The organism is Sporomusa termitida (assembly GCF_007641255.1).
GTDB lineage: Bacteria > Bacillota > Negativicutes > Sporomusales > Sporomusaceae > Sporomusa > Sporomusa termitida.
This window is the reverse complement of record NZ_CP036259.1, coordinates 2,128,036-2,147,119: the sequence shown is the minus strand read 5'-3', so window position 1 is coordinate 2,147,119 and position 19,084 is coordinate 2,128,036. Positions and strand designations below refer to the sequence as shown.

At 50.7% G+C, this 19,084-nt stretch carries 18 protein-coding genes and 1 riboswitch; all 18 genes read left to right on the top strand.

Going from position 1 to position 19,084, the window contains the following annotated elements:
• Positions 1 to 20: 20 nt before the first annotated feature.
• The 18 genes from priA to ribH all read left to right on the top strand — a co-directional run bounded on the left by priA (position 21) and on the right by ribH (position 19,067).
• Positions 21 to 2,444: a primosomal protein N' gene (gene priA, locus SPTER_RS09895; protein ID WP_144350264.1), complete on the top strand. Its 2,424-nt coding sequence runs from the start codon at positions 21 to 23 to the stop codon at positions 2,442 to 2,444.
• Positions 2,445 to 2,514: 70 nt separating this feature from the next.
• Complete coding sequence (def, locus tag SPTER_RS09890; RefSeq protein WP_170233228.1) at positions 2,515 to 2,967, top strand: peptide deformylase; 453 nt, start codon at positions 2,515 to 2,517, stop codon at positions 2,965 to 2,967.
• Positions 2,968 to 2,971: 4 nt separating this feature from the next.
• Entirely contained in the window at positions 2,972 to 3,913 is a 942-nt protein-coding gene (gene fmt / locus SPTER_RS09885; RefSeq protein WP_144350262.1) for a methionyl-tRNA formyltransferase, read from the top strand.
• 12 nt (positions 3,914 to 3,925) lie between these two features.
• The gene (locus tag SPTER_RS09880) at positions 3,926 to 4,693 is read left to right on the top strand and encodes a DUF116 domain-containing protein (RefSeq protein ID WP_144350261.1); all 768 of its coding nucleotides are present in this window, start codon (positions 3,926 to 3,928) and stop codon (positions 4,691 to 4,693) included.
• Between the two features lie 28 nt (positions 4,694 to 4,721).
• Entirely contained in the window at positions 4,722 to 6,080 is a 1,359-nt protein-coding gene (rsmB, locus tag SPTER_RS09875; RefSeq protein ID WP_144350260.1) for a 16S rRNA (cytosine(967)-C(5))-methyltransferase RsmB, read from the top strand.
• 13 nt (positions 6,081 to 6,093) lie between these two features.
• Positions 6,094 to 7,152: a dual-specificity RNA methyltransferase RlmN gene (gene rlmN, locus SPTER_RS09870; RefSeq protein WP_144350259.1), complete on the top strand. Its 1,059-nt coding sequence runs from the start codon at positions 6,094 to 6,096 to the stop codon at positions 7,150 to 7,152.
• A 70-nt stretch (positions 7,153 to 7,222) separates the two neighbouring features.
• Positions 7,223 to 7,984, top strand: a complete 762-nt coding sequence (locus SPTER_RS09865; RefSeq protein ID WP_144350258.1) for an FHA domain-containing protein — start codon at positions 7,223 to 7,225, stop codon at positions 7,982 to 7,984.
• Position 7,985: 1 nt separating this feature from the next.
• On the top strand, positions 7,986 to 8,465 hold the full coding sequence (locus SPTER_RS25630) for an FHA domain-containing protein (protein WP_281289515.1): 480 nt from the start codon (positions 7,986 to 7,988) through the stop codon (positions 8,463 to 8,465).
• Between the two features lie 5 nt (positions 8,466 to 8,470).
• Complete coding sequence (locus SPTER_RS09855; RefSeq protein WP_144350256.1) at positions 8,471 to 9,184, top strand: Stp1/IreP family PP2C-type Ser/Thr phosphatase; 714 nt, start codon at positions 8,471 to 8,473, stop codon at positions 9,182 to 9,184.
• 2 nt (positions 9,185 to 9,186) lie between these two features.
• Positions 9,187 to 10,452, top strand: a complete 1,266-nt coding sequence (locus SPTER_RS09850; protein WP_144350255.1) for an FtsW/RodA/SpoVE family cell cycle protein — start codon at positions 9,187 to 9,189, stop codon at positions 10,450 to 10,452.
• Positions 10,442 to 11,866 (top strand): peptidoglycan D,D-transpeptidase FtsI family protein, encoded by a 1,425-nt coding sequence (locus tag SPTER_RS09845; RefSeq protein ID WP_144350254.1) that lies wholly within the window; start codon positions 10,442 to 10,444, stop codon positions 11,864 to 11,866. Before SPTER_RS09850 ends, SPTER_RS09845 begins: the two co-directional genes overlap by 11 nt.
• Before the next feature lie 12 nt (positions 11,867 to 11,878).
• Positions 11,879 to 13,765 carry a Stk1 family PASTA domain-containing Ser/Thr kinase gene (gene pknB, locus SPTER_RS09840; RefSeq protein WP_144350253.1) on the top strand — a complete coding sequence of 629 codons (1,887 nt, stop codon included), beginning with the start codon at positions 11,879 to 11,881 and terminating at the stop codon, positions 13,763 to 13,765.
• A 12-nt stretch (positions 13,766 to 13,777) separates the two neighbouring features.
• Positions 13,778 to 14,653: a ribosome small subunit-dependent GTPase A gene (rsgA, locus tag SPTER_RS09835; RefSeq protein WP_144350252.1), complete on the top strand. Its 876-nt coding sequence runs from the start codon at positions 13,778 to 13,780 to the stop codon at positions 14,651 to 14,653.
• Positions 14,654 to 15,313, top strand: a complete 660-nt coding sequence (rpe, locus tag SPTER_RS09830; RefSeq protein ID WP_144350251.1) for a ribulose-phosphate 3-epimerase — start codon at positions 14,654 to 14,656, stop codon at positions 15,311 to 15,313.
• A gap of 49 nt (positions 15,314 to 15,362) precedes the next feature.
• A riboswitch (FMN riboswitch) is annotated at positions 15,363 to 15,495 on the top strand.
• A 98-nt stretch (positions 15,496 to 15,593) separates the two neighbouring features.
• Positions 15,594 to 16,730: a bifunctional diaminohydroxyphosphoribosylaminopyrimidine deaminase/5-amino-6-(5-phosphoribosylamino)uracil reductase RibD gene (gene ribD / locus SPTER_RS09825; RefSeq protein ID WP_144350250.1), complete on the top strand. Its 1,137-nt coding sequence runs from the start codon at positions 15,594 to 15,596 to the stop codon at positions 16,728 to 16,730.
• Complete coding sequence (locus SPTER_RS09820; RefSeq protein WP_144350249.1) at positions 16,693 to 17,346, top strand: riboflavin synthase; 654 nt, start codon at positions 16,693 to 16,695, stop codon at positions 17,344 to 17,346. The genes ribD and SPTER_RS09820 overlap by 38 nt, the downstream gene beginning before the upstream one ends.
• Before the next feature lie 36 nt (positions 17,347 to 17,382).
• On the top strand, positions 17,383 to 18,597 hold the full coding sequence (locus tag SPTER_RS09815) for a bifunctional 3,4-dihydroxy-2-butanone-4-phosphate synthase/GTP cyclohydrolase II (RefSeq protein ID WP_144350248.1): 1,215 nt from the start codon (positions 17,383 to 17,385) through the stop codon (positions 18,595 to 18,597).
• Positions 18,597 to 19,067 carry a 6,7-dimethyl-8-ribityllumazine synthase gene (gene ribH, locus SPTER_RS09810; RefSeq protein WP_144350247.1) on the top strand — a complete coding sequence of 157 codons (471 nt, stop codon included), beginning with the start codon at positions 18,597 to 18,599 and terminating at the stop codon, positions 19,065 to 19,067. The genes SPTER_RS09815 and ribH overlap by 1 nt, the downstream gene beginning before the upstream one ends.
• Positions 19,068 to 19,084 lie beyond the last annotated feature (17 nt).

Below are 19,084 nucleotides of genomic sequence, written 5' to 3'. Positions count from 1 at the left end.
CGGTAATAAGTGGTGAAAACATGTCAAATACTGTTCAAGTTATTGTTAACATTCCGGCCCGCAGCCTTGATAAACCGTTTTCTTATACGATTCCGGCCCATTTAGCCAATGTGCAGGTAGGTTGCCGGGTGCTTGTGCCTTTTGGTAACCGTAAGGTGGAAGGTTTTATCATTAGCCTGGAACCGGAAAAAACCGAAGGCTTGAAATCAATTCTTGAGATTTTGGATCATGTGCCCTGGTTTGACAGTAATATGCTGAACACGGCCAGATGGTTAAGTGATTATTATCTGTGTTCACTAAGCGAAGCCATGCGCTTATTTATCCCCGGTCAGTCGGGCATTAAAACCCAGAAGGCCTATCAAGCCCCGGCCAGCGTTGATTTTGAGCAGGCAGCTGTTTTATTAAGCAAAAAGCCGGCAGAATTCCGGACGCTGCTTACCTACATATATGAACATGGTCCTGTCACCCTGACCGACCTTGCCAAACTGACGAGTGACCCGGCGGCTATGATAAAATTCTTTTTACAGCATAAACTAATTATCAGTGCCGATATTGTCAGCAAACGGGGCAAAGCCAGTGTGACAACCATTATTGACCTGGCTGTCAGCCGGGAAACGGCTGCTCAGATTGAGCAAACCCTCCCCAAAAACAAGGCCGCTCAGCGCCGCCTGCTCAACGCGTTGCTGGCTGCGCCCGGGAATTTGACCACGGCCCAGCTGCGTAGTCTCAGTATCACGCAGGACACAGTGAAAAAGCTGGCAGAACAGGGCCTTATTACAACCCGGCAGCTGCCTTTATTCAGAAACAGCTATGCCGGGGGCTGTCTGCAGACGCCGGCAGTAAACCTGACACCGGAGCAAGCCTATGCCCTCGGTTTAATCATACCGGCAATTAACACCGGCCTTCATACCTCCTTCCTAGTGCATGGTGTTACCGGCAGTGGCAAGACCCTGGTGTATATCAGGGCCGTTGCCGAGGCAAGGCGCCTTAACCGGCAGGCGATCGTACTGGTGCCTGAAATTGCGCTGACAAGCCAGATTGTAGCCCGGTTTAAAGCAGCCTTCGGCGAAGATGTCGTGGTCATGCACAGTAAACTGTCTGTAGGCGAACGGCATGATGCGTGGCGCCGTCTGCAGGCCGGCCAGGCAGGCATTGTCATCGGCGCCCGGTCGGCCTTATTTGCCCCGGCCGGTCAGCTAGGCCTGATCATTATTGATGAAGAGCATGAATTTACTTATAAGCAGGAAGAAACGCCCCGCTATCATGCCCGGGAGGTCGCATTAGCCAGAGCCAGACTGGCCGGGGCGGTTGTGGTGCTTGGCAGTGCCACACCTGCGGTTGAGACCTATTACAAAGCCCGGCAGGGAGACCACGTGTTTATCCCAATGAATCAGCGGGTCGATAATACACCGATGCCTGAGGTTACAGTTGTTGATATGCGCCAGGAACTGGCCCAAGGCCGGCGCAGTGTTATCTCCCAGGCCCTGAAGGATATGCTGACTGAAATACTGGCCAGGCAGGAACAGGCTGTCATCCTGCTGAACCGGCGCGGTTACTCGACCTTTGTGCTGTGCCGTGAATGCGGCCATGTACTCAAATGCCCGCATTGCGACATTGCCCTGGTTTATCATGCCTCAGCCACGGTATTGCGCTGCCACTACTGCCGTGAGCGCCACACAGTGCCGGATATTTGTCCGGTATGCAGCAGCCGCTATATTCGCTATTTCGGCGCCGGCACGCAAAAGGTGGAAGAAGCGCTGGCGGCCGCCTTTCCGGCCGCCAGAATCATTCGCATGGATCAGGACACCACCGGCGGCAAAATGGCGCATGACAAAATATTGTCGGCTTTCGCCGCCGGCACCTATGACATTCTCCTGGGCACGCAGATGGTGGCCAAAGGCCATGATATCCCCAACGTTACTGCAGTTGGCATCATCTCTGCCGATACAGCCCTGAATCTGCCCGACTTTCGGGCCGCCGAAAAAACCTTTGCCCTGCTGACGCAGGCGGCCGGCCGGGCCGGCCGCGGCAAAAAATCCGGCCGGGTGGTTATGCAGACCTATAATCCTGAACACTATGCGATTATCGCCGGTGCCGGTCACAATTACCAGGCTTTTTATCAGCACGAAATTACCTTCCGCCGCCAGTTACACTATCCGCCATATGCTAATCTGGTGAAAATAACCGTTCACGGGGCTGATGAAATAACCGTTCACCGCAATGCCAACCAACTGGCCGCAGATCTTACACAAGCGCCGGGGTTGGCAGACGCTGCCGTTATTGGTCCGTTTCCGGCCTCCGTGAATAAAATAAAAGATATCTTCCGGGTGAATATCCTCATAAAAACCCAGGAGCTGCCCACTGTGGCCAAACAGCTGGCAGGCTTAGGCCTGGCCAGCCGTCGTGATATCATCGTTGACATTGACCCTATAAATGTCCTTTAGTCACCTTTCGCGGCAAACGAAATTATGGTAAAATTTTTTTAATGGGTTTGTGTAAGAGGAGGTAAATACGTTGGCGGTAATGGAGATTAGAAAAGCAGGCGACAAGATATTAAAAGAATTGGCAGTGCCTGTTGATAAAATTGACCGTAAAATCAGAAACTTACTTAACGATATGGCAGAAACCATGTATGCTGCCGATGGCGTGGGGTTAGCGGCACCGCAGGTGGGAGTATCCCGGCGCCTCGTTGTCATCGACGTGGGTGATGGTCTGATCGAACTCATCAACCCGGTAATTGTTGCCAAAGAAGGCTGCGAAAGCGGTACCGAGGGGTGCTTAAGTGTTCCTGGCATGTGCGGTGAGGTTGAACGCTATGCCACCGTTACTGTAGAGGCTATCAACAGGAGCGGCAAAAAGATTCAGATTAACGGCTCAGGTCTGCTGGCCCGTGCCCTCCAGCACGAAATAGACCATCTTGATGGCATTTTGTTCATTGAGTTAGCCAAAACCATGCGTAAGGGGTAATAGAATGGGTAAATTACGTGTAGTATTTATGGGAACGCCGGATTTTGCCGTCCCCTGTTTAACAATGCTTATCAAAGAAGAGTTTCCGGTAGCCGCTGTTGTTACCCAGCCTGACCGCCCCAAAGGCCGCGGCCAAAAACTTGCTTATTCACCTGTTAAAGAAGCGGCACTGACCTACAAATTACCGGTTTTGCAGCCTGAAACGATTAAGACCGATCAATTTTATAACCAGCTAAAGGCACTTGCTCCGGATGTCATCATTGTTGTTGCTTTTGGCCAGCTTCTGCCCTCGCGGATATTAGCGCTGCCGGCCCATGGCTGCATTAATGTGCATGCTTCATTATTACCCAAATACCGGGGATCAGCCCCCATTCATTGGGCCATCATCAATGGCGAAACCAAAACCGGGATTACCACGATGCACATGGATACCGGCATGGACACAGGCGATATAATTTTTAAAGCCGAGCTGCCAATTCTGCCAACCGATACAACCGGCAGTCTCCATGACAAACTTCGTGACTTAGGCGCTACCGTGCTGGCGGACACACTGCAGCACTTAGCGGCCGGCCAGGCGCCGCGGACCCCGCAGGTTGAGGCAGATTCCACCTACGCGCGTATGCTTGACCGGGATACCGAACGCATTGACTGGCACCAGCCGGCTGTTGCCATCCATAATCTGGTGCGCGGACTTAATCCCTGGCCCGGTGCCTACTGCATCCTGCAAAATAAAACAATGAAAATTTGGCAGACTAATGTTCATAGCGAGACACAGACCTGTACAGAGCCTGGACGGGTTGTGCAGATAACCAAAACCGGGCTTGTTGTCGAAACCGGCCAGGGCCTGATCGAACTACAGGAAGTGCAGCCGGCATCAAAGCGGCGAATGAAGGCCAGCGACTGTGTTTGCGGCTATTGCCTTACTGTAGGCAACCTATTTGAATAGAAGGTGGCTATTATGATTGATATTGTACACAGGCCCCGCAAACGGCTTTTTTTAGTGCTTATCCTCATTAGCCTGCTGCTGGCAGTCATATCTAGTTACGGGTTGTGGGTTGTCAGCCTGCCAGGTTTAACCAATATCAGCAGCTATTTGCCCCTGCTGCTTGGCACATTGTTAGCAGCAGTTATTCTGGCTGCTGTCTGTGGTGTGGCCGGTATCCTGCTGGCGATCCTGGGGTTTAGGACTTTGGGCATCTTTCAGGGATTGGCCTGGTCAGCTATTAATCTCTTATTTCCGATCGCTATTTGCCTGGGCAAATTGTTTGATGTCGACAAAGAACGGATCGAACGCTCTTTTATTGAGGTCAGCAACCATTTAATCAAGCAGAAGAATATAAAAGTACAACCGTCCAAACTGCTGATTATGACACCGCACTGCCTGCAGCAGGAGGCTTGCCCGCATAAAATAACCCGCGATGTGTCCAACTGCCATCACTGCGGCCAATGTCAAATTGGTGATCTGGTAACACTGGCCAATCGCTATGGCGCCCATCTGGCGGTTGTGACCGGCGGTACCTTAGCCAGAAAGGTGATCAAAAGCATTCGGCCGCACGCAGTCCTGGCCATTGCCTGTGAACGCGATCTGACAAGCGGTATCCAGGATGTATTCCCCCTGCCGGTTATTGGCGTTCTCAACAGCCGGCCTTTTGGGCCCTGCTGCAATACACGGGTTGATCTTAAGAAAGTGGAAGAGGTTATTCAAAGCTTTATAAAAAGCACTTAGCAATAAATTTTAAAGATGGTGGCTCTATATGACTACAAAAAAAAATGACGCCAGGGAAATCGCTCTAAAAGTAATTAATGACATAGAGACTAACGGTGCTTACGCCAACATTGCCCTGAACCGCGAAATAAACCGTCAGCTGTCCCAGGGGCAGCTTTCCGATCAGGACCGGCGATTTATCACTGAATTGGTTTATGGTACCGTCAAAGCCGGAGCTACTTTGGACTGGATGCTCAGCAGCTACCTGAGCCGCCCGCTTACGAAAGTGGCGCCTGTTATTAGAAATATCCTGCGTTTAGGTATGTATCAGTTATTTTTTTTGGAAAAAGTACCGGCTTCCGCCGCCTGCAACCAGGCAGTTGAACTAACCAAAAAGTACGGACATGCCGGTACCGTTAAATTTGTCAACGGCGTGCTGAGAAATGCTGCCCGCAGCCCGGAGAAAATAGTATATCCCGACCCGGATAAACAGCCGGTGCAATACCTGGCACTAAAATATTTTCACCCTGAATGGCTGATTACACGCTGGGTTGCGCGTCTGGGTGCCGCCGCCTGTCAGGAGTTATGCCAACTTAATAATACCACACCGCCCCTGTCAATCCGCACTAATACAGTTAAGACCAGCCGCCCTGAGCTCCTGCAGCGGTTAACAGACGAGGGGGTAACCTGCGAGCTTTCAGACTGGGCCCCGGAAGGTATTATATGCTATGGGCATCCGGGCCTGAACACCCTGGCCTCATTGCGGGCAGGGCTTTTCCAGGTACAGGATGAAAGCTCCATGGTGGTGGCCCATATTCTCGATCCTCAGCCGGGTGAATTTATCATTGATGCCTGCGGGGCTCCCGGTGGTAAAACCACTCATATTGCCGCCCTGATGAATAACACCGGTAAGGTTTTATCTACTGATATTTATGAACACAAGCTGGCTTTGACACGGGAAAACGCCAGCCGTCTGGGCTTAACCAATATTGAAACAAGGGCACTCGACGCTGTCAATTTAGACAGTATGTATCCGCTTAAGGCTGACAGGGTCCTTGTCGATGCCCCGTGCTCCGGCCTGGGGGTCTTAAGGCGCAAACCTGATTCCCGCTGGCGCAAAACAGAAGATATTTTACAGGATCTGCCCAGGTTGCAGTCCGCAATTCTCGCCAGTGCCGCCCGGTGTGTAAAACCAGGTGGTGTATTGGTCTATAGCACCTGCACGACCGAGCCGGAAGAAAACCAGGATATTGTTCAGGCCTTTCTCCAGGTTCAGCCTCAGTTCAGCCTGGAAACAACAGGTCAATACCTGCCAGGGAAAAAACGACCTGCCACCATGTTGCAGCTTTGGCCGCACACCGACGGTGTGGACGGTTTTTTTATAGCCCGTATGAGACGGCAGAATTAAGGCGGTATCAATTATGACAGCTCCGGCAAAAACTGAATTATTTGGCCTCACGGCCGCTGAAACGGCGGCGGTGATAAAACCACTGGGCCTGGAGAAGTACCGGGGCCAACAAATCGTTGAGTGGATTTATAAACACGGTGTACGTGAGTTTGCGGCAATGACCAATCTTGCCAAAGACCAACGCGCCAAGCTTGCGGACAACTTCACCATTATGCAGCTTAATGAGCAGGCAGCCCAGCATGCCGGCGACGGTAAAACCAGCAAGTTTTTACTGGCATTTACGGATGGTATGGCAGTGGAAACTGTGCTCCTGCGTCAGCACTACGGCAATAGTGTCTGCATTTCCACCCAGGTAGGCTGTGCCATGGGCTGTTCTTTCTGTGCCTCAACCCTGGGAGGTCTGGCCAGAAACCTTACTGGCGGCGAGATCCTGGCCCAGGTATTATATATTGAACAATTATTGCAACCGGCAGGGCATAAGGTCGATTCGATTGTGCTTATGGGGTCAGGCGAGCCTTTGGCCAATTACGACAATGTCCTGCGGTTCATCCGCCTCATCCATGCACCGTATTGCCTTAACTTAAGTTATCGCAGCATAACGCTGTCTACGGCCGGGATTGTACCCGCCATCGACAAATTAGCGGCGGAAGGGATTCCCATTACGCTGTCTATCTCCTTGCACGCCGCCAGCAATGAGCTCAGAACCAGGCTTATGCCTGTTAATAAACACTACCCCCTTGAACAGGTGCTGGCAGCAGGAAGCCGCTATGCCGACATTACCGGCAGACGTGTTACCTACGAATATAGCCTGATTGCCGGTATTAACGATCAGCCGGAACATGCCCGCGAACTGGCGGCGCTGCTCAAAGGGCGCCAAGCCAACGTTAATTTAATCCCTGTCAACCCGGTCCCTGAACGCGGCTTCTACCGTCCGTCACCTGCCGATATTGGCAGGTTTGAGCAGTTCTTAAAAAACCACCAGCTTAATGTCACGCTCCGGCGGGAGATGGGAACCGATATCGATGCTGCCTGCGGCCAGCTTCGCCATAAAATCCTGCGAAAGAATGGTTAATTTTGACTAGACTGGCGATATCGCGTATAATGAGACTGTGAAATTATGAGAGCAGCGGGAGTGTTACAACTTGAAGTTTGTCCGCAATATGGAAAGCTTTTTTGAGAAATATATCGAAGATTTCTTTAACAGGCAGTTTACCAGTGGTTTACAGCCGGTAGAGATCGCCAGACACCTGGGGCGGATGCTGGAAGATGAGCGTACTGTGGGTGTTTCTCATGTATATGTGCCTAACAATTACTCAATTTATGTAAGCCGGGAAGAGTATGAGCGGCTGGCTCCCTATGCTCCCTCTGTATGTGGTGAACTGTCAACCTATTTAACTGAGGAAAGCCGGCGTAAAGGCTACACCATGTCCGGCAGCCCCCAGATTGAACTTTTTGCTGATGAAAACCTAACGAAGCAGGCCTTACGGATTACATCAAGCTTTACCGATGATCCCGGCGAAGTAGACAGCTCCCCGCCGGCAAGCCTGAACAGTGATACCAGGATATTTGACAAACTCAATCCGTCATTGCCGGATGATCCGCCAGTCCAGCTACTGTACGGACTGTTGACAGTAATTGACGGACTTGATGCCGGGCTTAAAGTTGACTGTGCCGCCACCAGAATCAACATTGGCCGCCGGAATACAAATGAAATGCCGCTGACTGATATGAATACATCACGGTTGCATGCATATATTGTTTACGAAGACGGCTGCCATGTTCTGCATGATGCCAAGAGTCTAAACGGCACTTATGTCAGCAGCCACCGTATTACCCACAAGCAATTAAAAAATGGCGACAAAATCAGCGTAGGCAATACTGTAATTTTATACGAGGTGAATTGAATTGCCTGGTAAAATACATTGGCTCAGTATTGTTGCAATCACCCTGCAATATAGTCTGGTCTTACTGCTCTATTATTTTTTATATCGCGTAATAAAAATTGCTGCCAAAGATCTAGCCAGGCAGACGACAGCCCCGCAGGTTCGAGCCGTTGCCTGGCAAGAGGAAGAGGGCACCGGCAGCAATGAACTGCCTAAACTGCTGGTTATTGATGACAGCAAGAACCTGTTAGCACAAACTGTGTATCCCATAGCCGAAAGCTTAGCTATAGGACGCAGTCAACATAATGATGTAGTTATTAATGATTCCTTTGTTTCTTACGAACATGCCTGTATATCTACATCAAAACAAACATACCTGTTAGCTGATTTAAACAGCACAAACGGTACATTGCTCAATGGTCAACGGATAGAAGAAGAAACTGCTCTGGCGGACGGCGATATCATACAAATCGGAGCAGTTACTCTTAAGTTTGCGAGGTGACTTCCATGCTGGCATTTGCACAGTCAGACATCGGTATGGTACGAAAAACCAATGAAGATAGTTTTATTTTTGCGCCGCCGCACTTATTTGTAGTTGCCGACGGTATGGGGGGCCATGTTGCCGGTGAAATTGCCAGCAGCCTGGGAGTCAATACCATTCAGGAATATATCAAAAATTGCCGGCAGCCTGCTGACTGGGAGCAAAATCTTAAAGCAGCCATTATTCAGGCCAATGCAATCATTTACCAAATGGCCCAGGCCAAAAGCGAGTGCCTGGGTATGGGCACTACGGTTACGGCAGTATATGCCGATGGAGCCGACATCTACTGGGGACATGTGGGTGACAGCAGGCTGTATCTGATCAGGGAAAATCAACTGCAACAGATAACCAGCGACCACTCGCTTGTTGAAGAATTAGTACAAAGCGGCAGTATCACAGTTGAGGAAGCCTTAGTACATCCACACCGGAATATTCTGACCAGAGCCGTCGGTACCAGCGATACAATTTCTGTCGATACAGGCATTTTTTTGCAACAGCCTGAAGACCGGTTATTACTATGCACAGATGGATTAACGAACATGGTATCGGAGAAAGATATACTTAGTATCTGTTTACAATATGAACATCCGCAGCAGGCAGTCAACAAGCTTGTCAAACAGGCTAGCCAGGCAGGCGGCTATGACAATATTACGGCAATTATTGTGGAATACAGGGACTAACCATGAGGCAAACAAGATTAACCGAGTTAGGTTTGCTGGTTCTGGCCGGTCTGGTGCTGCTCAATGGCTATCTTGCAGTTACTTTAACAAATAATCAGTTTAGTTATCAGGGGCTGGGAGCCATAAGCGGCTTAATCTTGCTGTGGACAGCTACTGCAGCTGTCATGCGCGGCGTTTCAGCCAGTGCCGACCCGCTGCTGCTGCCGCTGGCAGTATTTTTAGCCGCTATTGGGTTAACAATGATTTTACGACTGCGACCTGATTTATTTTTCCCCCAGGCTTTGTGGCTGACGGCAGGACTCATCGCCTTTGCCATTACCGGCCATATTTTCCGTCAGGCCGAAGCAATTGCCAAATATAAATATGTATGCGGTCTGACGGGCATCGCTTTATTAGTACTCACCATTACTCTGGGTGTTGACATTGGCGGTAACAAAAACTGGGTTATTCTGGGCCCGGTGCGATTTCAGCCCTCCGAGTTTGCCAAACTGTTTATTATCCTGTTTTTGGCGGCCTATTTAAGTGAAAGACAACAGCTCCTGACCTTTGCCACCAAGCATTATGGCCCGTTTACCCTGCCTCATCCCCGGTTTATAGCACCGTTGCTGGCGCTATGGGGGTTAACAATGATGATGCTTATTGTCCAGCGGGACCTTGGCTCGGCGTTGTTATATTTCGGCACCACCGTAATTATGGCCTATATGGCCAGTGGCAGGCTTAGTTATGTGGTATTAGCGCTTGGCCTGTTTTTTGTAGGTTCGATTATGTGTTATCTGCTGTTTCCCCATGTCCAAGTCCGGCTTGATATCTGGCTTAATCCCTGGGCTGATCCCGACGGCCGTGCCTATCAGATTGTCCAGTCATTGTTTGCTTTCGGCTCAGGCGGAATTCTGGGAAGCGGTCTTACTTACGGTTATCCGAATGTCATCCCGGAGGTACATACCGATTTTATATTTGCCGCGATCGCTGAGGAACTGGGATTAGCCGGCTCAGCCGCCGTAATTATTGCCTATATACTCATTGTATACCGTGCCTTTCGCGCCGCGCTGACCGCAGCAACAGCTTTTACGATGCTGCTCGCCGGGGGACTGGCCATACTGACAGCGCTGCAGACTTTTCTTATTATCGGCGGCGTAACCAAGTTTTTGCCGTTGACCGGTATAACCCTGCCGCTCATCAGCTATGGCGGCAGTTCAATGGTTTCCAGTTTTATCCTGCTGGGTATGTTATTTGCCATATCGGAGGCGACAGTGCCCCATGAGAAATAAAATCAACCAGGATCAGCCAATTCGCCGCAATATCTATAAGGTTGCCCTATTCTCCATCGGTTTGCTGGCCATATTGCTAGGTTATATTACCTATCTTCAGGTTATTAAGAGCAACAGCCTGGCCTTTCATCCCCTCAACCGGCGCACCGCCGAGGCGGCCCGTAAAATCGAACGCGGCCTGATTACCGATAGCCAGGGCAAGGTAATTGCTATAAGTAAACAGACAGCCTCACAGGAGTATACGCGCGAATATCCCGGGGGCGCATTATTTGCGCATGTAGTCGGCTATGACAGCCCCAAGTATGGCCAAACCGGGATTGAAAGCACCTATGACGGCCATCTGTCCGGGCAGATAGCCCCGGAACGCCGCTTAGGCGCGATCAGTCAGTTATTCAAAAGCAATACCGGGGACAATATTACCCTGACACTGGATGCCCGGCTGCAGCAAGCTGCCTATCAGGCCCTGGGAGATAACCGCGGCGCTATTGTCGCTATCTCTCCCGGGACGGGGGCAATTTTAGCCATGGTCAGCCGTCCCGGTTTTAATCCAGGCAGCCTTGACGCCAATTGGAATGATATCTCCCAGGCTGAGAGCAGCCCGCTCCTGAACCGGGCGACTCAGGGCTTATATCCGCCAGGCTCAATTATTAAAGTGCTTGTGGCCGAAACGGCATTAGCCGATCAAATGGCTACCGGCAAGCGTGAGTTTACTTGCACCGGGGCACTTAAAATCGGACCTGATTATGTGCTGCCCGAGTCTGGTAACAAAGCTCATGGCAAACTCAGTCTGGAAGAGGCCCTGGCAGTATCCTGCAATGTAACCTTCGGCCAATTGGCACTGGACCTGGGGCCGGCTAAAATGGCCAGGGGTTTTGAACGGTATGGGTTTTCCCGGCCGCTGGACGGTGATATCAGTGAAATTCCAGGTAAACTGCCGGATTTCAGTAAACTGGGAGATGGCGATTTAGCCCAAACAGGCATTGGCCAGGGCAGCCTGCTGGTTACCCCGCTGAGGATGGCTCTGTTGGCAGCAACTTTTGCCAACAGAGGGACTATGATGAAACCCTATTTAGTACAAAAAATCACCACCCCTGACGGGGTGGTAGTTAAAGAAACCGCACCGGAAAAATGGCTGTCGCCGGTAGATGAGCAGCTTGCCGCTCAGATAGCCCGCATGATGGTTACTGTAGTAAATGCAGGCACAGGTAAAGGAGCGGCAATCCGGAATATTGAGGTTGCCGGTAAAACCGGCACAGCCGAAAACCCGCACGGCTCGCCGCATGCCTGGTTTATTGGCTTTGCACCGGCTGAGAATCCGCAGATTGCTATTGCTGTGGTTGTGGAAAATGCCGGTGCCGGCGGCGCCATTGCTGCGCCGGCAGCGCGGGAAGTCCTGGTACAGGCATTACAATAAGGGGGTGAATATATGCTCAATCGCACACTTGATGATCGTTACACAATACTGGAACGTATTGGCGGCGGGGGGATGGCCGATGTATACCGTGCTCATGATAAGCTGCTTGACCGCTCAGTAGCCGTTAAGGTACTCCGCTCACAGTTTACTGACGACGAGGAGTTTGTAAGCCGGTTCCGGCGGGAAGCCCAGGCAGCCGCCAGGCTTTCTCACCCCAATATTGTCAATATTTATGATGTTGGCCTGGATGATCAAGCCTATTATATTATCATGGAATATATTTCCGGGGAAACACTAAAAGACAAAATTGAACGGGAAGCACCCTTGCCTGTGGAAACGGCGGTGCGAATTGCAATTGAAATAGCGGAAGCACTTGAACACGCTCATCAAAACAATTTGGTACATTGTGATATTAAACCACATAATATTCTGGTTACCCGTTCCGGCCGCATTAAAGTAACTGACTTTGGCATTGCCAGGGCCGTTACTTCCTCCACAATGACTAACTCCGGCACAATTATCGGCTCAGTCCATTACTTTTCGCCGGAGCAGGCCAAAGGTGCCGCTGTGGGCGCCAAGTCAGATATTTATTCACTCGGCGTCGTTCTTTACGAAATGCTCACAGGCCAGGTTCCGTTTACCGGTGAATCACCGATCAGCATCGCTCTTAAGCATTTGCAGGAAGAGCCTAAGGCTCCCCGGGAACTAAATCCTGACATCCCGCCACTCATTGAGGCTGTCGTTCTGAAAGCAATGGCGAAAGATCCTGCAGCCAGATTTAATGATATTGGCGAAATGACTGCCGATTTTAAATTAACCCAGCATTACCTCAGGGATGACAGCACCCGCCGGTTGTCGCGCACTGATTTCCCTACCCAGGTTCTGCCACCGGTAACACCAGCAACAAACCCAGGTAACCCTAACAACCCGGTTCAAGCAGCGGGCCTCACACCTAATTCGCCGGTACCAAAAAACAGCAGGCCATGGATCCTGGGGATCTTGCTTTTTCTGTTAGTGGCTTCGGCACTTGCCGCATTTTTAGGCTTCGGTAAATTCTGGAGCCTTAATGAAGTGCTGGTACCGGACGTTGTCGGTAAACAGATAGATACCGCCCGCAATATCTTACTTAGTAATAACCTTCGCGTCACAGTGTCTGATGCTTTTAACGATAAGGTTCCGGCAGGTTATGTCATTTCCCAACAACCGGAAGCGGGGACGACAGTCAAAGAGCAGCGAACCATCACCGTTATTGTCAGCAAGGGCGGCGAGGTGACTGTAGTTCCCGATTTGCGCGGCCTGAACCGCCGTGATGCAGAGCTGCAGATTAAAAATTCCGGGTTAAAGGTAGGCCGGATTGACGAACAATTTACTGAAGATACCCCGCAGGATACGGTTATCAGTCAGAATCCCCGGCCGCCGGCGCAAATAACCAAAGGCACCGCTATTGATATTGTCGTAAGTAAAGGGGCCAGCCCGAAAAAAGTCATCCTGCCTGATTTCCAGGGATCGCTCTTAAGTACTGTTGCTTCCCAGCTGGAAAGCCTGAAACTAAAACAGGGACAAGTAACTGAAATACTCAATGACAAATATCCGCCGGGAACCATTGTCAGTCAGAACCCGCTCCCGGCTACAGAAGTAGCAGAGGGTACCGCGATCGACTTTTCCGTAGCCAAAGGCGTACCGGGAGCCGTTAAGAGAGCCATGGTGCAAATAACAGTACCTGACGGCCCAGCCCGCCAGCCTTTGCAAATTGTGGTGACAGACGCCAATGGCCGCCGGGTCGTGTATGAGGGTACACATAAAGCCGGGGAACAGGTGGAGAAAACAGTAGAAGGTATTGGCCAGGTACGGGTTCAGGTTTATATAAATGAAAAATTATTACAGGAACAAACAATATAGGAGGCCCATTATGTGCTGAAAGGTATTGTGGTTAAAGCCTATAACAGTTACTACTATATACAGTCCGGCGGTAAAATCATTGCCTGCAATCTGCGGGGCCGGTTTAAAAAGGAACGCTTTTCACTCCTGGTGGGTGATGAGGTAACCTATACCTTAACCGGCCCCGACAAAGGCGTCATTGAAGAAATCCGGCCCCGCCGCAGCATGCTGAAACGGCCAATGGTAGCCAATGTGGACCAGGTTGTTTTAACCTTTGCTGCTGTCAATCCTAATATTAACACGGCTCTAGTGGATAAGTTTCTGGTTATTGCCGAACTCTCTGAACTGGAAATAGTCCTGTGCATTAACAAGATCGATTTATCTGATACAGACTCTGTTGCCAAATTAGCCGAGCTGTATGAGCAGATTGGCTATAAAGTGCTGACAGTGTCTGCCAAGCAGGGGCTAGGGATTCATGCGCTGCGATTGCTTCTTTTTGATAAAATTACCGTTTTTGCCGGTCCCTCCGGTGCCGGCAAATCAACTATCCTTAACGCCATTCAGCCCGGACTGGAACTGATGACAGGCGAGGTCAGCCATAAAATTGGCCGGGGCAAGCATACCACGCGCTTCGCCGAGCTTTTGCCGGTGACCGGCGGCGGCTTTGTCGTTGATACTCCGGGGTTTAGTTTCACAGAGTTTAACGATATAGAAGAAGCTCATTTAATGGACTATTTCCCTGATATAGCCAGGATAGCGCCAACGTGCAAGTTCAGTACCTGTCTCCATTACAAGGAGCCCCAGTGTGGTGTTAAACAGGCCATCGCCAGCGGACTCATCTCTCAGGCAAGATATCAGTCCTATCTTGAAATATTAACTGAAATCAGAGAAAGCAAGAAGGGATACTAAATGACTACGCCGATTAAAGTTGCCCCCTCCATTTTATCTGCCGATTTTTCACGCTTAGCGGAGGAGATACTTAAGCTTGAACAGGCCGGAGCCGACTGGGTACACATCGATGTTATGGACGGCCATTTTGTTCCTAACCTTACGTTTGGCGCACCGGTTGTCGCGGCCATCCGCCCTGTTACCAAATTACCTTTTGATGTCCATTTGATGGTAAGCAACCCGCAGGCTTTCGTAGATCCCTTTGTAAAAGCCGGCGCCGATATTATTACTGTGCATGCAGAGACTGCCCCGCACCTGCACCGCCTGATTCAAACCATTAAAGAGCAGGGGAAAAAAGCAGGTGTATCCTTAAACCCCGCCACACCGCTCTCGCTAGTGGAAGAAGTGCTGAGTGACATTGATATGATACTCATCATGAGCGTCAACCCGGGCTTTGGCGGTCAGCAGTTCATCCCGGCGGCAATTGACAAGATTGCCCGTTTGCGGGCTATGCTTACGACCCGCAGCCTTACTGTTGATATTGAGGTTGACGGAGGCATTAATGCGGTTACGGCCCGCAAGGTTACGGCCGCCGGTGCCAATATCCTGGTTGCCGGTTCAGCCGTATACGGTGCCCCTGATATGGCGGCAGCAATTAAGGCTATCCGGGGGCTTGATTAAATTGGCGCTTAATGGTAACATAGGTAGTAGCTAATAAATGAATTACATACTTAGCCTTTGGGGCAAGGTGAAAAAGAGAAATCTTTTGATTCCTGACCGGCGGTACAGCCCGCGAGCCGTTATACGGCTGATCTGGTGTAATTCCAGAGCCGACAGTATAGTCTGGATGGTAAAAGGCGTATATTCTGCCATAATGGCAGTTATTGAATTTTCCTTTTAACTGTTGATAGCCCCAAAGCTAATCAACAGTTTTTTATTTTATCTGTACTGGGGGACTTCTATGGACGAATATTACATGCAGCAAGCCCTGACAATTGCGCAGTACGCCCAGGGCCGTACCAGTCCTAATCCACTGGTAGGTGCTGTTATCGTTAAAGACGGCCGCATCGTCGGCCAGGGGTGGCACCGTCAAGCCGGCACACCCCATGCCGAGATTCATGCCTTGGCCCAGGCCGGCGACCTGGCCAAAGGTGCCACTGTCTATGTGACTCTTGAGCCCTGCTCTCATCATGGCCGGACCGGGCCCTGCGCCGATGCCCTGATCCAGGCCGGTGTCAGGAAAGTTGTTGCTGCCATGGCTGATCCTAATCCGCTGGTGGCCGGCAATGGCCTTAACCGCCTGCGGGCAGCCGGCATTGAAGTGGTTGAAGGTATTCTGTCAGCAGAAGCCGCCCGGCTCAATGAAGTATTTATCAAATGGATTGTGACCGGCATGCCCTGGGCAGTTCTGAAAACGGCCATGTCACTTGACGGCAAAATTGCTGCTTATACCGGTCACTCCCAGTGGATAACAGGCGCAGCGGCAAGAGCGTATGTCCATAAACTCCGGGATACGCATGAAGGTATTCTGGTAGGTATCGGCACTGTGCTTGCTGATAATCCGGAATTAACGGCCCGCTTGCCGGCGGCTGGCCGCAACCCGGTGAGGATCATTGTTGACAGTATGGCCCGCACGCCGCTGAACGCGAAAGTAGTAACCGACGGCCAGGCGCAAACCATTATTGCTGTCGGCCGGGAGGCCCCTGCCGACAGGGTTGCGGCTCTCACCAGCAAAGGTGTTGAAGTCCTGACCCTTGACCAGACACCTGCAGGTATCAACCTGCGCCAGCTGTTTAAAATATTAGGAGAACGCCGCATTACCAGTATATTGGTGGAAGGCGGCGCCACAATCAACGCGTCTGTATTTACAGCCAATCTAATCGATAAAGTCTACTGCTTCATTGCGCCGAAAATAATTGGCGGCCGCACTGCGCCAACCCCGGTCGGAGGAACAGGCGCTCCGGCTGTGGATCAGGCCCTTATGCTTGAAGACCTAAGAACTGAGGCAATAGGCGCCGACATATTAATTACCGGTTACCTAACCGGACGGGAGGGACACAATGTTTACCGGACTTGTGGAAGAACTCGGCAAAGTTAAGCAAATAGCAAGAGGCGCCAAATCTGTGCGCCTGACCGTAAGTGGCAGCAAGGTACTGACAGATGTTAAGCTTGGCGACAGCATTGCCGTCAACGGCACCTGTCTCACAGTTGTCGATTTTAGCAGTGATTGGTTTACTGCCGATGTTATGCCGGAAACAGTTGACCGGACAGCCCTGGCTGAACTCAAAACCGGCGACACGGTTAATCTGGAGCGCACGCTCCGTGTTGGCGATCGCCTCGGCGGCCATATAGTCAGCGGTCACATTGATGGTGTAGGTTTGATTCTGACTAAAGAGCAAAATGACAATGCCGTTATTGTCAAAATTGGTGCCGGCCCCGAAGTCATGCGCTACATTATTAACAAAGGCTCCATTGCCATTGACGGTACAAGCCTCACTGTCGTTGATTCCGGCCCGGACTGGTTTACGGTTTCACTAATTCCCCATACGTCGGCGCTGACTACCGTCGGGCTTAAACCAGCAGGCAAACAAGTAAATTTAGAAGCAGACATTATTGGTAAATATGTGGAAAAGCTGCTTGGTTTGAAACCGGACAGCAAACCGTCTGACAGGATAACGCTCGGGTTTCTCGAACAGCACGGTTTTGCACTATAAGCATTCTACAGCCAGGCAATAAATGGAGGATGTTATATGAGATTCAATACAATTGAAGAAGCGATTGAGGATATAAAAAATGGCAAAATCGTAGTGGTAATCGACGATGAGGACCGGGAAAATGAAGGTGATCTTGTTATAGCGGCCGAGAAAGTAACGCCCGAAGCTATAAATTTTATGGCTACCCATGCCCGCGGCTTGATTTGCATGCCGATTATCGGCAATAGACTCGATGAACTCGGCATTGGGGCCATGGTCACTGAGAATACGGACAATCATTGTACGGCGTTTACGGTCTCCATTGATGCCAAAGCAGCGACAACCGGCATATCAGCCCACGAAAGAGCAGCCACTGTCCAGGCAGTGCTTGATCGTCAAACGATTGGCAGTGATCTTAGGCGGCCCGGCCATATCTTCCCGCTCAGATACTGCGAGGGTGGTGTGCTGCGCCGTACCGGCCATACGGAAGCGGCTGTCGATTTAGCCATATTGGCCGGCCTCTATCCGGCAGGCGTAATCTGCGAAGTGATGAATGAAGATGGTACGATGTCCCGGACGCCGGAATTAATGGACTTTGTAAAAAAACATGAACTGAAACTAGTTACCATTGCCGACCTGATCAAATACCGGAAAAAACATGAACGGTTTGTTACCAGAGCGGCGGAGACCAACCTGCCGACCAAATACGGTGATTTCAGACTCATTGCCTATGAAAGCCAACTGGATAATCAGTGCCATATTGCCCTGGTAAAAGGGGATATTAGCAATAAGCAGAATGTACTGGTCCGGGTTCATTCCGAATGCCTGACAGGTGATGTTCTCGGGTCACTGCGCTGCGACTGCGGCGATCAGCTGGCCCAGGCCCTAAAACGTATTGAAAAAGAAGGCAGCGGTGTGCTGCTCTATATGCGGCAGGAAGGCAGAGGCATCGGCCTGGCCAATAAAATTCGCGCCTACGCCTTGCAGGATAAGGGTAAAGATACAGTTGAAGCCAATGAACTCTTAGGCTTTGCCCCTGACCTTAGGGATTATGGCATTGGCGCCCAGATATTAGCCGACCTTGGCTTGACCAGTATTAGGCTGCTTACCAACAATCCCCGCAAACGGGTCGGGCTTGAGGGCTATGGACTGACAATCACCGAACGGGTCCCACTGGAAATATTGGCAAACAAATTTAACAACAGATATTTATCCGCCAAAAAATCCAAACTGGGACATTTACTCAAACAATATGAGGAGGCCCCAAAATAATGGAAAATAGTAAAATATATGAAGGAAACCTGGTTGCTGAAGGATTAAAATTCGGTATTATTGTCGCCCGGTTTAACGAATTTATTACCAGCAAATTGCTGGGTGGCGCCCTGGATGCCCTCAAACGCCACGGTGCTGCCGGTGAAAATGTGGAAATTGCCTGGGTCCCCGGTGCTTATGAGATTCCTCTTGTTGCCCAGAAGCTGGCAATGAGCAAGAAATATGATGCGGTAATTTGCCTGGGCACGGTTATTAGAGGCAGTACCAGCCATTATGACTATGTTTGCGCCGAGGTATCCAAAGGGGTGGCTCAGGTTGGCTTACACAGCGGTGTCCCTACCATATTCGGCGTACTCACCACCGACACGATTGAACAAGCCATTGAGCGGGCCGGCACCAAAGCAGGGAACAAAGGCTTTGATGCTGCCATGTCGGCAATCGAGATGGCGAATCTAATCAAAGGACTTTAACCTATAATCTGCCTTGT